Below are 14,075 nucleotides of genomic sequence, written 5' to 3' on the forward strand. Positions count from 1 at the left end.
GTGGTCGCTGTCCTGCGCATTCTGATCCGGCGGATCGCTCTGCTCGTTCCGCTGATGCTCGGGATCATCCTGTTCGTGTTCGTCGTCATGCGGTTCTCGGATGTCGATCCGGCGTCCGCGTTCTTCCAGGGGGCCAATCCGACACCGGAGCAGTTGCACGATTTCCGGGAGGAGAACGGGCTTCTGGACCCCCTGCCGGTCCGTTACGCCGGGTTCGTCGGGGAACTGCTGCACGGGGACATGGGGATCAGCGCGCTCACCCGGGCCCCCGTCGTCGACCAGGTCATGACCGCGCTGCCGCTCACCCTCCAGCTGACCTTCCTGGGGCTGGGCATCGCGGTCGTGCTGTCGCTGCTCGGCGGGGTCACCGCGGCGATCCACCGGGACCGGCCGGCGGACCAGGTCATCCGGGTGGTGTCGCTGACCGGGGTCGCGGCGCCCGGGTTCTGGCTGGCGCTGCTGATGATCCAGTACCTGGCGGTGGACCTGGGCTGGTTCCCGACGGGCGGGTACGTGAATCCGGCGGACTCCTTCACCGGGTGGCTGAGGACGATGACGCTGCCGGCGTTCGCGCTGTCGCTGCCGGTGGCGGCACAGCTCACCCGGATCGTACGGACGGCCGTGGTGGAGGAGCTGGACAGGGACTACGTACGGACGGCGATCGGGAGCGGGCTGCCGCCACGGGTCGTGGTGGGCCGGAACGTGCTGCGGAACGCGCTGATCAATCCGCTGACCGTGCTGGGGCTGCGCGTCGGCTATCTGCTCGGCGGCGCGGTCGTCATCGAGACGATCTTCTCGCTGCCGGGGATGGGCAAGTTGATGATCGACGCCGTGAAGAACGGCGATCCGGCGGTCGTCCAGGGTGTCGTCCTGACCACGGCCGCGGGCTTCGTGGTCGTGAACCTGGTCATCGACGTCCTCTACCTCCTGGTGAACCCGCGCCTCAGGGAAGCAAGTTGACCCGGGGACGCACTGTGACGACGACCGAGGGATGCGAGCTGATGCCCTGATGCTCGGACGGGAGCCGATGCCCTGATGTTCGGCCTGATGGTGACCACGCGCAGACGCCTGACGGAGGCGCTGTCCCGGCCCGGCGTCCGGCCGCGCTCCTGGCGCGGGCTGCCCCCGCTCTCCCGGATCGCGGTCTGCTTCCTGGCGGTCGTGGCCCTCACGGCACTCCTCGCCCCCTGGCTCGCCCCGCACGACCCGCTCGACCAGCAGACCCTGGCCGGCGGCACCGGCGCGCCCTCCGCCGACCACTGGATGGGCCAGGACAGCCTCGGCCGGGACATCCTGAGCCGGCTGATGTACGGGGCCCGCTGGTCGCTGGCGATCGGGCTCGGCGCCACCGCGCTCGCCCTGGTCGTGGGCGCGGTCGTCGGGGCCGTGGCCGCGACCTCGCGCAAGGCGGTCGACGAGACGCTGATGCGCTGCCTGGACGTCGTCATGGCCTTCCCCGGCATCGCGCTGGCCGCCGTCCTCGTCGCCGTCTTCGGCGGCGGGATCACCGTCCTGATCTGCGCGATCGCGTTCCTGTTCACCCCGCCCGTCGCCCGGGTCGTCCGGGCCAACGTCCTCGACCAGTACGGCGAGGACTATGTCACCGCCGAGCGGGTGATAGGGGCCCGCACCCCGCACATCGTGATCCGGCACGTGGCGATCAACTGCGCCGCCCCGGTGCTCGTGTTCTGCACGGTCCAGGTCGCCGAGGCCATCGTCTTCGAGGCGTCGCTGTCCTTCATCGGCGCGGGCGTACGGCCGCCGGACCCGTCCTGGGGCAGTGTCATCGCGGACGGCAAGAACATGGTGCTGACCGGCGGCTGGTGGGCGACCGCGTTCCCCGGTCTGCTGATGCTGGTCACGGTCCTGTCCCTGAACATCCTCTCCGAGGGCGTCTCCGACGCGTGGGCCGCGCCGGTCGCGCGGGAGGCGGAGCCCCAGGAGGTGGAGCCCGGGGAGGTCGAGCCCCTGGAGGAAGCGGACCGGTCGGAGGCGCCCGAGCCGGGCGGCGGTTCCGGCGAGGTCCCCGAGCTGCCGGGACTGACGGAGGCGGCCGTGCGGCTGCGCTCCCGGGCCCGCCCCCTCCCCGAAGGGCGACCGGTCCTGTCCGTCGAGAACCTGGCGATCGGCTTCGACCGACGCCACCGGGGCGTGGACATCGTCGACGGCATCAGCTTCGAGGTCCGCCCCGGTGAAGTCCTGGGCCTGGTCGGCGAGTCGGGCTGCGGCAAGTCGCTGACCGCGCTGACCGTGATGGGCCTGGAACCGAAGGGCGCCCGGGTGCGCGGCCGGGTCCGGTTCGACCAGCGGCAGTTGGTGGGCGAGCCGATGCGCGTACGGCGGCGGCTGCTCGGCCACGAGATGGCGATGGTCTACCAGGACGCCCTGTCCTCCCTGAACCCGGCGATGACGATCCGCGCCCAGCTGAAGCAGGTCGTACGCCGGGGCGGCACACGCTCCGCGCCCGAACTGCTGCGCCTGGTCGGCCTCGACCCCGACCGCACCCTCCGCAGCTACCCGCACGAACTCTCCGGCGGCCAGCGCCAACGCGTGCTCATCGCGATGGCCCTGTCCCGCGACCCCCGGCTGATCGTGGCCGACGAGCCGACGACCGCACTCGACGTGACCGTCCAGGCGCAGATCATCGAACTGCTGCTGCGGCTGCGCGAGGAGCTGGGCTTCGCACTGGTCCTCGTCTCCCACGACCTGGCCCTGATCGCGGACGTGACCGACCGGGTGGTGGTGATGTACGGCGGGCAGATCGTCGAGACGGGCGTCACGGCGGACCTGGTGGAGCGGCCCGCGCACCCCTACACGCGCGGGCTGCTGGGCAGCGTCCTGTCCCTGGAGTCGGCGGCCGAGCGGATGACCCAGATCAAGGGCGTCGTCCCCTCCCCCGCCGACTTCCCGGCGGGCTGCCGCTTCACCGACCGCTGCCCCCGGGCGGGCGACCTCTGCCGTACGACGGCCCCCGCCCTGCGGGGCACCCGTACGCACACGGCGGCCTGCCACCACCCGGCGGTGGACCTGACGGGACGTTCCGAGGACTCGGGAAGCGAGGTGGCGCGGTGAGCGCGCTCGTGGAGGTCTCGGGCGCCCATGTCGTGTACCGGGCGCGCAGCGGCGGGGTGTTCACCCGGGACCGGGTGTACGCGCTGACCGGCGCCGACCTGGTGATCGCGCCCGGTGAGACGGTGGGCGTGGTGGGCGAGTCGGGGTGCGGCAAGTCGACGCTGGCGAAGGTGCTGGTGGGGGTGGACCGGCCGACGGCCGGCACGGTCTCGTTCCGCGGGCGGGACCTGTGGTCCATGTCGCCGGCCGAGCGCCGGGTGGCCGTCGGCAGCGGCACGGGCATGATCTTCCAGGACCCGTCGACGGCCCTGAACCGCCGCCTGACCGTCCGCCAGATCCTGCGCGACCCGCTCGACGTGCACCGGCGCGGCACCCCGGCCGAACGAGAGGGCCGGGTAAGGGAGTTGATGTCACTGGTCGGCCTGCCCCCGGCGCTCGCGGACGGTCTGCCCGGCCGGCTCTCCGGCGGCCAGCGCCAACGGGTGGCGATCGCACGGGCGTTGGCGCTCGAACCCGAACTGGTGGTGGCGGACGAACCGACGAGCGCGCTGGACGTCTCGGTCCGCGCCCAGATCCTCAACCTCCTCCTGGACCTCAGGGAACGCCTCGGCCTGGCCCTGGTCTTCGTCTCGCACGACATCCAGACGGTACGGCGGATGAGCGACCGGGTGATCACCATGTATCTGGGCCGGATCGTGGAGGAGACCCCGGCGGCCCTGGTCGGCGACCGTGCCCGGCACCCGTACACCCGCGCGCTGTTCTCGGCGACGCCCGGCCTGCTGGACCCGATCGACCCGATCCCGCTGGTGGGCCCCGTCCCGTCGGCCACCCGGCCGCCGAGCGGCTGCCCGTTCCGTACGCGCTGCTGGAAGGCGGACGACGTCTGCGCGGAGATCATGCCGGACTTCGCGGCCGCGTCGGCCCCCGGACACCGCTTCCGCTGCCACCATCCTGTGCAGGAGACGGAGTCGACGCGTGACCTGGTCGCCCAGGCGGTGGCCGCGCCCGCGTCGGATTCCGTACGCGATACCTAGCACCAAGGGAGCAACGATGACCGTCCCCGCCCCGCTGACCGGTGTCATCCCGCCCGTCTGCACGCCCCTGACACCGGACCGCGAGGTGGACGTCCCCTCGCTCGTCCGGCTGGTCGACCATCTCGTGGCGGGCGGTGTGGACGCGCTGTTCGTACTCGGTTCGTCGTCGGAGGCGGCGTACCTGACGGACGCGCAGCGGCGGCGGGTCGTGGAGACGGTCGTCGGTCACGTCGGCGGCCAACTCCCCGTCCTCGCCGGGGCGATCGACATGACCACCCCCCGCGTACTGGACCACGTCCGCGCCGTGACCGCCGCCGGAGCCGAGGCCGTCGTGGCGACCGCCCCCTTCTACACCCGCACCCACCCGGCGGAGATGTCCCGCCACTACCGGCTGCTCGCCGCCGGCTCGCCCGTCCCGGTCTTCGCCTACGACATCCCCGTCGCCGTCCACACCAAGCTGCCCGCCGACGTGGTCCTGGAGCTGGCGCGGGACGGGGTCATCGCCGGCCTGAAGGACTCCAGCGGCGACCTGGCCGGCTTCCGCACGGTCGTCGTGGGCGCCCGTACCGACTCCGCCCTCACCGGCTTCAGCGCCCTCACCGGCTCCGAACTGATCACCGACTCCGCCCTCGCCCTGGGCGCCGACGGCGCTGTCCCGGGGCTGGCGAACGTCGACCCCGCCGGGTACGTCCGCCTCGACCGCCTCTTCCGCGCCGGCGACCGGGACCGGGCCCGCGCCGAACAGGAGCGCCTGTGCGCCCTCTTCGGCATGACCGGCGTCGGCGGCACCACCCGCATGGGCGGCAGCTCCTCCGCCCTCGGCGCCTTCAAGGCGGCCCTCCACCTGCGCGGAGTCATCGACTGCGCGGCCACGGCGGAGCCACAGGTCCCGCTGTCGGAGGCCGAGGTCGAGCAGGTCGGGAAGTACCTGGCGGCGGCGGGCCTGCTGTAGACGGACTCCCCCGCCGCAGACGGACTCCGCGCACACGGCCTCGGGGCGCGTCGCGCACCCTGAGCGCGGTGCGCGGTGCGCGAAATGCGATACGATACGTCTCGTCTCATCACATCCCGGCAGACGAGGAGCCGACAGCATGGAACGCTTCGTGGACGCGACGCCCGGCATACGCCTGTGGGTGGAGGACCGCGGCGCCCCCACCACGCCCCCACTGCTGCTGATCATGGGCGCGCAGGCCTCGGGCCTGGGATGGCCGGACGCGTTCGTGGACAGGCTCGCCACCCGCCACCACGTCATCCGCTACGACCACCGGGACACCGGCCGCTCGACCTGGTCGTTCGACGCGGACCCGTACCCCGTCACCGAACTGGCGGCGGACGCCGTGCGGGTGCTGGACGGCCTCGGGGTCGAGCGCGCCCACATCGTCGGCATGTCCCTGGGCGGCATGCTCGCCCAGCTCCTCGTCGCCGACCGTCCCGACCGGCTGCTCAGCGCCACCCTGATCGGCACGAGCGCCCTCAGCACCACCCCGTACGTCCACCCGGACGGGACCCGGACCCCGCCCGAGGAGCTTCCCGGGATCGCCCCCGAGCTGCTGGAGATGTGGGCCCGCCCCGTGGAGGACCGGGGGCCGGAGGCCGAGTTGGAGCGGAGGGTCGAGCACTGGCGGGTCCTGGGCGGCGACCGGATCCCCTTCGACGCCGACTACGCCCGCGCCCTCGAACGGAACATCATCGAGCACACCGGCCACCACACCGCCGGCACCGCCCACGCCCGGGCCGATCCCTCCGGCATGGACCGCACGGACCGGCTCGCCCGCACCGCCGTACCCACTCTGGTCATCTCCGCGCCGGCCGAACCCGTCGCCCCGCCCCCGCACCCCCACCACCTCGCCCAGGCGATCCGCAGCGCCCACGTCGTGGAGATCCCGGACATGGGCCACGCCCTCCCGCCCCAGGTCCAGGGCCCCCTGGCCGACGCGATCCTGAACCACACGGCAGGAGCCCTGAAGACAGCCCCTCGCCCGGCCGGCTAGCCGAGCAGGCCCGACAGCGGCAGGCGGCAGGCGGCAGGCGGCAGGCGGCAGGCGGCGGAACTCGATCGTCTCGTACGGGCCCGTCTCGTAGAGGACGCCCACGTGGGTGCGGCCCAGGGGGACGAGGTCGGAGTAGGCGGCGGGGCGCTGCGAGAACGTCGTGGACTTCGTGAAGGCGGCGCCCGCGTTGTCGCCGCGCCAGACGGACATCGACTGGCGCATGGTGGGGACGGAGGGGCCGGAGACTCGTACGCCACGATCACCAGCTGGGCGCGGTCCCGGGCACCCAGCCTGCCCAGGATGCGGCTGACGTGGGTCTTCAGGACGGCCCGCGAGCGGTCCCATGCCCCGGCCGCTGTCCAGGTCGGCGGCCGGCGGGCACAGCAGCCCGGCGGCGACCGTCCCGGAGGAGGCGAGCACGGCGGGTCCGCAGCCGCGCAGGGCGACCCTCATGGCCTCGTACGGCCGCTCGGTCCGCCGTAGTTCCTCGCGGTAGCGGGAGACGAGCAGCAGCGCGTAGTCGTTGAGCGGTACTGCCGGGGACGGTACACGGCGGACCGTACTACTCCCCGGGGAGTACGGCCGCCCCGTCGGCGGGGGCCCGGTCCGCCCGGCGGTCGAGGACCAGCCGCGCCCCCTGGGGCCGCATGGTCATCCGCAGCAGCGGTTCGGGCCCGCCGCCCGGGTGCGGCCGTATCCGCCAGTCGCGGAGGATCACCGCGAGGGCCGTCTGCGCCTCGGCGAGCCCGAACGTGTCGCCGATGCATCTGCGGGTGCCGGCGCCGAACGGGATGAACGCCTCCCGGTGGCGGCGTTCGACGCGGTCCTCGCTCCAGCGGTCGGGGTCGAACCGCTCGGGCTCGGCGAAGACGTCCGGGTCCCGGTGGAGGGCGTAGGGGCTGAAGAGCAGGCCCGCGCCGGCGGGGAGGGGGTGCCCCCCCAGTTCGGTGTCGACGAGGGCGACGCGGCTGAGCAGCCACACGGGCGGGTGCAGACGCAGCGACTCGTTGATCACGCGCCTCATGTACGTCAGCCGGGAGAGGTCCTGGTGGGTGAGGGGGCGGTCGCCGAGCACCCGGTCCAGCTCGGCCTCCAGCCGCTCGTACTCCCGGGTGTGGCGGCCGAGCAGGTGCAGGGTCCACGACAGCAGTGACGACATGGTCTCGGTGCCGCTGATGAAGAACGTGATGACCTGGTCGAAGACCTCCTGCTCGGTGTGGACGTCCGGGCGGTCGGGAGGCACCAGGGCGGACACGAGGTCGTGGTGGTCGGTGGGGTCGCTCATCCGGCGCCGGACCATCGCGGCGACCGCCGCGCGCGTCTCGCGGGTCGCCCGCGCGTTCCGCAGGTTCTCGGGGGTCGGCAGACGGTTGCTGCCGGGCACCATCATGTGGGTGGCCAGGGCGGAGAGCATCACCGGCACATTGCGCTGGACCGTCTCGACGGCCCGCCGGTCCTCGGGGGCGAGGAAGAGGGTCCGGGCCAGGACGGCGACCGCGAAGCGCTGCATCTCCGTGTACGGCTCGACGGCCCGCCCGGTCTGCCACGTCGAGGTCACTTCGCGCGCGCAGTCGCGGAACCGCTCGGTGTGGTGGGGCAGTCGGTGGCGGGCGAACACGGGCCGCAGTTCGGCCCGCATCGGCCGGTGGGGTCCGGCCAGGCAGGTGGAGAGGCCGTCCCCGACGAGCTGGGTCGCCTGGTCGAAGAAGGGGCCGCCCTTGTCGAACTCCACCCCGTTGCCCTTGACCAGCATCCGCTGGACGAGCTCGGGGGCGTTGACCACGTGGACCGGGCTGCGCCCCAGCCGGATCCGTACGACCGGCCCGAGGGCGCGCAGCTCTTCGAGGAAGCCCAGCCGGTCGCGGGCCAGCCGGCCCGCGTGGCCGATCAGCGGGAGCGCTCCCGGAGCGGAGGGAGTCGTGTCGGTCGTCGTCACGAAGGACCTCGCAGTGTCGTGGGGGGTGTCTCTGGCGACGATCCCCAGAACTGCGTGGCCCATACAAGCGCACAGGGCGGCGCTCGAAGCACAGCGGGTGCCATGCAGGGCGCACGTACGAAAACAGTACGTATGTGTGCACAGCTGTGGGCACAGCGGCGGTCTGACTACGACGGCGTCCGCGCCGCCGCCAGCAGCCGGGTCACGTCGTCCGAGCAGATCGTCAGCGCCGCCCCGACCGTGGCCAGCGCGTCCCGCTCCGCCGGGGTGTACGGGCCGTCCGCCAGGGCGATCCGCGCGCCCTGGAGCAGGATCGCCTCACGGCCGGCCGGGGCGAGGTGCGGCGCCAGCGGGTCCAGGGCCTCGTGGAGCTCTATGGCGAGGCCGGGGCCGCAGGGTTCACCGAAGACGCGGCCCGTGTCGGCGGCCAGGGCCTCCACCAGGGCGCCGAGCTGGTCCACGGTGCAGTCGTCGAACCCGGCGGAGCGGACGGCGGTGGCGGCGACGGTCAGCGAGGTCCGGGAGCAGGTGCCACTCGCCGCGAGGACGGCCAGGGCCACCGTGTGGACGGCGTCGCGGAGCATCCCGGAGAAGCGGGTGGTGGTGGGGTGGTCGAGGACGTCGAGGGCGTAGTGGTGGCGGCAGGCCGCGCATTCCACCACGGGACCCGTCTCGCCGCGGGGCAGGACGGGGACACCGAGGAAGGTGAAGCGGCGCCGGCCGGTGAGGCGCTGGTAGTTGCGGTCGCCTCCGCAGCCCGGACAGAAGAACTCGCCGTCACCGACGTCCGTCCACGCGATCCGGGTGCCCATCACACGCGAGAAGCCGGTGGCACGGCTGTTCTGCCCGACGCGGGCGAGCGCGGTGGCACGGCCCATCGGGTCCCGTCCTGGCAGCACGTCGCACCTCCGTAACTCCCCCACACACGGCCCCTTGGGCGCGGGAGGTGCCCCTCGGCATCATCGCCGCGCTTGCGTGATGTTAGCCACATCCGCGAGGCTCAGTCAGTACTCCGGACGAGGCCTACCCGCGAACTGCACAGGGTTTGGCCGGTAAACGACGGGCCCCGCACGCCGGAATTCGGCGAACGGGGCTTTCAAACCGCCGGTCAGGCTGGTCAGCGCGCCGCGCGGTTGACGGCGGAGACGACCGCCTTCAGTGACGCACGCGTCGTGTTCGCGTCGATACCGATGCCCCACAGGACCTTGTCCTCGATGGCGACCTCGATGTACGAGGCGGCCTGCGAGGAGGCGCCCTCGCTCATCGTGTGCTCCTGGTAGTCCAGCAGCCGCGCGTCGATGCCGATGCCCTGCAGTGCGTGGAAGAACGACGAGATCGGGCCGTTGCCGGTGCCGACCAGGGTCGTCTCCTCGCCGTCGACCTCCGCCTCCACGGTCAGCGTGTCCACGCCGTCCTTGTCGGTGGTCGACTGGTTGTTGCGGACCTGGACACGGCCCCACGGGTTCTCGGGGTTCGGCAGGTACTCGTCCTGGAAGACCGCCCAGATGTCGGAGCCGGTGACCTCGCCGCCCTCGGCGTCCGTCTTCGCCTGGATGAGCTTCGAGAACTCGATCTGCATCCGGCGCGGCAGGTCCAGCTTGTGGTCGTTCTTCAGGACGTACGCGATACCGCCCTTGCCGGACTGCGAGTTGACCCGGATGACCGCCTCGTAGGAGCGGCCGACGTCCTTGGGGTCGATCGGCAGGTACGGCACGGCCCACTCGATGTCGTCGACGGTGACGCCCTTCGCGGCCGCGTCGGCCTCCATGGCGTCGAAGCCCTTCTTGATGGCGTCCTGGTGGGAGCCGGAGAAGGACGTGTAGACCAGGTCGCCCACGTACGGGTGGCGCGGGTGGACCTCCATCTGGTTGCAGTACTCCCACGTACGACGGATCTCGTCGATGTCGGAGAAGTCGATCTGCGGGTCGACGCCCTGGGAGAACAGGTTCATGCCCAGGGTGACCAGGTCGACGTTGCCGGTGCGCTCGCCCTGCCCGAACAGACAGCCCTCGACGCGGTCGGCGCCGGCCATCAGCGCCAGCTCGGCGGCGGCGACGGCGGTTCCGCGGTCGTTGTGCGGGTGGACGGAGATGCAGACGTGCTCGCGGCGGGAGATGTTGCGGCTCATCCACTCGAACCGGTCCGCGTGCGTGGACGGCGTCGAACGCTCCACGGTGGCGGGCAGGTTGAGGATGATCTCGCGGCCCGGACCGGGCTGGTAGACGTCCATCACCGCCTCGCAGACCTCCAGGGCGAAGTCCAGCTCGGTGTCGGTGAAGATCTCCGGGCTGTACTGGTACCCGAACTCGGTCTCCGGACCCAGCAGCTTCTCCGCGTACTCCATCACCAGGCGCGTACCGTCCACGGCGATCTGCTTGATGTCGTCCTTGGAGCCGCGGAAGACCACGCGGCGGAAGACGGGAGCGGTGGCGTTGTAAAGGTGGACGGTCGCCCGCCTGGCGCCCTTCAGCGACTCCACGGTCCGCTCGATCAGGTCCTCACGGGCCTGGGTCAGTACGGAGATGGTGACGTCGTCGGGGATGACCCCCGGCTCCTCGATGATCGACCGTACGAAGTCGAAGTCCGTCTGTCCCGACGCGGGGAAGCCGACCTCGATCTCCTTGTAGCCCATCTTGACCAGCTGGTCGAACATCCGGCGCTTGCGCTCGGGCGACATCGGGTCGATCAGGGACTGGTTGCCGTCGCGCAGGTCGGTGGAGAGCCAGCGGGGGGCGACGGTGATCCGGTTGTCCGGCCACGTGCGGTCGGGGATGTCGACCTGCTCGTACTGTCCGTACTTGTGGATCGGCATGGACGTGGGCTGCTGGCGGTTCGCCATGATGCGTGGGCTCCTCGATGGTCCGGAAAGGACGGCCGACGCAACACCAAAGCACCGCGGGGAGGGGGTCGGCCTCGACTACAGGCCCTCGCCGCGGCAGCTAAGGAGAAGCAGCCCGAAACGCATGATGCTGAGCAGCGTAGCCGAGTCCTGGTCGGCGCGGGGAGGCCGTATCAGTATGCGGGACCGGGGCGGAATAAGGGACAAAAGGTGCGCAAGACCACACGGGGTGCACGGGAAGCACCCCTTCGGGGGCGCGGGGAACCGCGCGAGAAGCCACGCGAACGGAAAGCCCGCCGCCAACCCTCAGTAACACGGCGACGACGAAACGCAACCCATACGGCGACATTTCACCAATCATGGTTGCCCCTAGTGACACGCTTCTAACGGAGTGCAATCGTGCGGCCATGACGACCAACGGGGGCCACGAGCCCGTCTTCTGCACCGTCGTACCACCGCACGTCCTCGACAAGCTCTCCCAGGCCGAGGACCCGGTGCTCGCGGGCGCCGCGCGCAAGACCCTGGAGCGCGACGCCTTCGAGCGCACCCACCGCCGTCTGACCACGGTCGTCGGCGCCCCGACCGTCACCGCACCCGTCGGCGCCGAGACGGGCAAACCGCACCGCACGATCCACGACGCCCGCCACGGCACGGACCTGCCCGGCAGGAAGGTGCGCGGCGAGGGCGACGAACCCGGCAAGGACGCCACGGTCAACCGCGCGTACGCGGGCCTGGGTGCCACGTTCGAGCTGTTCCTCCAGGCGTACGAGCGCGACTCGATCGACGGCGCCGGGCTGCCGCTGGACGCGACCGTGCACTACGAGCGCGACTACAACAACGCCTTCTGGAACGGCGAACAGATGGTGTTCGGCGACGGCGACGGCGAGATCTTCCTCGACTTCACCATCCCGATCGACGTCATCGGCCACGAGCTGAGCCACGGCGTCACCCAGTACACGGCGAACCTGACGTACTTCGGCCAGCCGGGCGCGCTCAACGAGTCCATGTCGGACGTGTTCGGCGCCCTCATCAAGCAGTACACGCTCGGCCAGACCGCCGCCGAGGCCGACTGGCTGATCGGCGCGGGCCTGCTCGCCCCACGCGTCACGGGCACCGCCCTGCGCTCGATGAAGGCCCCGGGCACGGCGTACGACGACGACGTCCTCGGCAAGGACCCGCAGCCGGCGACCATGGACGACTACGTCCGCACCGGCCGCGACAACGGCGGCGTCCACATCAACTCCGGCATCCCCAACCACGCGTTCTACCTCGTGGCCACCGCCCTCGGCGGCCATGCCTGGGAGCGGGCCGGACAGATCTGGTACGACGTCCTCACCGGCGGCGAACTGAGCAAGCAGGCCCTCTTCGTCGACTTCGCCACGCTCACGGTGAAGGCCACGAAGGACCGGTTCGGCCAGGGCGACGAGCTGACGGCGGTGCTGAAGGCCTGGGAGCAGGTGGGTGTGCGGACGCTGTAGTTCCGTACTAGACAGGACCCATGCGTATTCAAGTGCGGCGCACGGGCGGTTTCGCGGGCATCGAGCGGCACGCGGTGGTGGACACCGCCGGGCGGCCCGATGCCCAGGACTGGCGCACCCTGGCCGAGCGGGCGCTCGCCGCCGGCCGGGGCTCTCCGCCGCTCGGGGTGCCGGACGGCTTCGCGTACGAGATCACGGTGGACGGGAGGACCGTGCACTGCGCGGACCCCCGGCTGTCCGAGGCGCAGCGGGAGCTGATCAGAAGGGTGCTCAAGGAGGGGGCGTGAGCAGCCCCGCAGGGGCGCTGGGGGCGCGTAACGGGCACTTCACCCTCGGGCGTTGACTTCCGTTACCCGTGGTACGGATGATCCGCCCATGGCGACGAACGCGACCAACCCGATACCCCAGTTCCCGGCAGGCTTCCTGTGGGGCGTCTCGACCTCCGCGCATCAGATCGAGGGGGCCGCGGGCGAGCGCGAGCAGTCCGTGTGGGACGCCTTCTCGGCCGAGACGGGCCGCATCAAGGACGGCTCGACGGCGGCGGTGGCCTGCGACCACTTCCACCGCTACCCCGAGGACGTGGCCCTGCTGCGCGACCTGGGCGTGGGCGCGTACCGCTTCTCGATCTCCTGGCCCCGGGTGAACGCCCCCGGCGGGCTCGACTTCTACGACCGCCTGGTGGACGAGCTGACCGGGGCGGGCATACGGCCGGTGCCGACTCTCTTCCACTGGGATCTGCCGTCGTCGCTGGAGGAGGCGGGGGGCTGGCTGAACCGGGACACCGCCGAGCGATTCGCCGAGTACGCCGCCGTCGTCGCCGCCCGGCTCGGTGACCGCGTCACCAAGTGGATCACCATCAACGAGCCCGCCGAGCACACCCTGTTGGGCCACGCCCTGGGCACCCACGCCCCCGGCAAGCAGCTCATGTTCGACGCGCTCCCGGCCGCCCACCACCAGCTGTTGGGCCACGGCCTGGCCGTACGGGCCCTGCGCGCGGCCGGAGTCACGGACGTCGGCATCGCCAACTCGCACGGGCCGACCTGGGCCGCGTCTCAGGAGCAGGCGGACGTGGAGGCGGCCGGTTTCTACGACCTGCTGCTGAACCGTCTGTTCGCGGAGCCGGTCCTTCTGGGCGAATACCCGGAGGGGATCGGCGAGTTGATGCCGGGCACCGACATCGGGTCCGACCTGAAGGTCATCTCCGAGCCCATCGACTGGTACGGCGTCAACTACTACGCCCCGACCCGCGTGGGCGCCCCCGAGGGCGCGGACATCGAGTTCGGCGGCATCACCATCCCCGCCGAACTCCCCTTCACCGTCAAGGAGATCGAGGGCGTCCCCACGACCGACTTCGGCTGGCCGGTCGTCCCCGAGGGCCTGACCGAGCTCCTCACCGACTTCCACGAGCGCTACGGCGACCGCCTGCCGCCCGTCGTCATCACGGAGAACGGCTGCTCCTACGAGGGCGTCGACGACCAGCGGCGCATCGCCTACCTGGACGGCCACGTCCGGGCCCTCCACAAGGCCGCCGAGGCGGGCGTCGACGTACGCGGCTACTTCGTGTGGTCGCTGCTGGACAACTTCGAGTGGGCGGAGGGGTACGCACGCCGCTTCGGGCTCGTTCACGTGGACTACGAGACGCTTGAGCGGACGCCGAAGGCGTCGTACGGCTGGTACCAGGAGCTGCTTCGGGCGCAGAGCCGGGGATGACGGCGATACAGCCGA

Annotated in this window: 11 protein-coding genes and 2 pseudogenes; 8 read left to right on the forward strand and 5 right to left on the reverse strand. The window is 71.7% G+C overall.

The genetic code is table 11. The annotated features are described in order from the left end of the window. From OG202_RS16875 to OG202_RS16895, 5 genes are all read left to right on the forward strand, one after another. Window positions 1–960, forward strand: coding sequence for an ABC transporter permease (locus tag OG202_RS16875; protein ID WP_328223030.1), 960 nt, complete (start codon window positions 1–3; stop codon window positions 958–960). Between the two features lie 87 nt (window positions 961–1,047). After that, window positions 1,048–3,072 (forward strand): dipeptide/oligopeptide/nickel ABC transporter permease/ATP-binding protein, encoded by a 2,025-nt coding sequence (locus OG202_RS16880; RefSeq protein WP_328223031.1) that lies wholly within the window; start codon window positions 1,048–1,050, stop codon window positions 3,070–3,072. Next, window positions 3,069–4,106: an ABC transporter ATP-binding protein gene (locus tag OG202_RS16885; RefSeq protein WP_328223032.1), complete on the forward strand. Its 1,038-nt coding sequence runs from the start codon at window positions 3,069–3,071 to the stop codon at window positions 4,104–4,106. Before OG202_RS16880 ends, OG202_RS16885 begins: the two co-directional genes overlap by 4 nt. Before the next feature lie 16 nt (window positions 4,107–4,122). After that, window positions 4,123–5,058, forward strand: coding sequence for a dihydrodipicolinate synthase family protein (locus OG202_RS16890; protein WP_328223033.1), 936 nt, complete (start codon window positions 4,123–4,125; stop codon window positions 5,056–5,058). A gap of 139 nt (window positions 5,059–5,197) precedes the next feature. Beyond that, window positions 5,198–6,097 carry an alpha/beta fold hydrolase gene (locus tag OG202_RS16895; RefSeq protein ID WP_327729763.1) on the forward strand — a complete coding sequence of 300 codons (900 nt, stop codon included), beginning with the start codon at window positions 5,198–5,200 and terminating at the stop codon, window positions 6,095–6,097. Between the two features lie 242 nt (window positions 6,098–6,339). On the opposite strand, the pseudogene OG202_RS16900 reads toward OG202_RS16895, so the two are convergent. From OG202_RS16900 to leuA, 5 genes and pseudogenes are all read right to left on the reverse strand, one after another. Beyond that, window positions 6,340–6,423, reverse strand: a pseudogene (locus tag OG202_RS16900) (DNA-binding response regulator); the annotation flags it as partial. Window positions 6,424–6,430: 7 nt separating this feature from the next. Continuing rightward, window positions 6,431–6,619 (reverse strand): annotated as a pseudogene (locus OG202_RS16905) (MMPL family transporter); the annotation flags it as partial. Window positions 6,620–6,659: 40 nt separating this feature from the next. Then, a complete protein-coding gene (locus tag OG202_RS16910; protein ID WP_328223034.1) occupies window positions 6,660–8,033 on the reverse strand; it encodes a cytochrome P450 in 1,374 nt (457 codons plus the stop codon). Window positions 8,034–8,200: 167 nt separating this feature from the next. Continuing rightward, entirely contained in the window at window positions 8,201–8,911 is a 711-nt protein-coding gene (locus OG202_RS16915) for a tellurite resistance TerB family protein (protein WP_327732259.1), read from the reverse strand. Window positions 8,912–9,150: 239 nt separating this feature from the next. After that, window positions 9,151–10,872 carry a 2-isopropylmalate synthase gene (gene leuA / locus OG202_RS16920; protein WP_326582883.1) on the reverse strand — a complete coding sequence of 574 codons (1,722 nt, stop codon included), beginning with the start codon at window positions 10,870–10,872 and terminating at the stop codon, window positions 9,151–9,153. 407 nt (window positions 10,873–11,279) lie between these two features. Here leuA and OG202_RS16925 point away from each other — a divergent pair, with 407 nt between their 5' ends. From OG202_RS16925 to OG202_RS16935, 3 genes are all read left to right on the forward strand, one after another. Then, window positions 11,280–12,350, forward strand: coding sequence for a M4 family metallopeptidase (locus tag OG202_RS16925; protein WP_326582882.1), 1,071 nt, complete (start codon window positions 11,280–11,282; stop codon window positions 12,348–12,350). A 20-nt stretch (window positions 12,351–12,370) separates the two neighbouring features. Then, complete coding sequence (locus OG202_RS16930) at window positions 12,371–12,637, forward strand: protealysin inhibitor emfourin (RefSeq protein WP_326582881.1); 267 nt, start codon at window positions 12,371–12,373, stop codon at window positions 12,635–12,637. A gap of 88 nt (window positions 12,638–12,725) precedes the next feature. Next, window positions 12,726–14,060, forward strand: a complete 1,335-nt coding sequence (locus OG202_RS16935) for a GH1 family beta-glucosidase (protein ID WP_327729760.1) — start codon at window positions 12,726–12,728, stop codon at window positions 14,058–14,060. The last annotated feature ends 15 nt before the right edge of the window (window positions 14,061–14,075 follow it).

It is taken from the genome of Streptomyces sp. NBC_00310, assembly GCF_036208085.1.
Lineage (GTDB): Bacteria > Actinomycetota > Actinomycetes > Streptomycetales > Streptomycetaceae > Streptomyces.

Bases quoted from the DNA above. Each gene is read 5' to 3' on its own strand.
- OG202_RS16890 (WP_328223033.1), top strand. From the start codon at position 4,123: ATGACCGTCCCCGCCCCGCTGACCGGTGTCATCCCGCCCGTCTGCACG.
- OG202_RS16925 (WP_326582882.1), top strand. From the start codon at position 11,280: ATGACGACCAACGGGGGCCACGAGCCCGTCTTCTGCACCGTCGTACCA.
- OG202_RS16935 (WP_327729760.1), top strand. From the start codon at position 12,726: ATGGCGACGAACGCGACCAACCCGATACCCCAGTTCCCGGCAGGCTTC.
- OG202_RS16930 (WP_326582881.1), top strand. From the start codon at position 12,371: ATGCGTATTCAAGTGCGGCGCACGGGCGGTTTCGCGGGCATCGAGCGG.
- OG202_RS16895 (WP_327729763.1), top strand. From the start codon at position 5,198: ATGGAACGCTTCGTGGACGCGACGCCCGGCATACGCCTGTGGGTGGAG.
- OG202_RS16880 (WP_328223031.1), top strand. From the start codon at position 1,048: ATGGTGACCACGCGCAGACGCCTGACGGAGGCGCTGTCCCGGCCCGGC.
- leuA (WP_326582883.1), bottom strand. From the start codon at position 10,872: ATGGCGAACCGCCAGCAGCCCACGTCCATGCCGATCCACAAGTACGGA.
- OG202_RS16915 (WP_327732259.1), bottom strand. From the start codon at position 8,911: ATGGGCCGTGCCACCGCGCTCGCCCGCGTCGGGCAGAACAGCCGTGCC.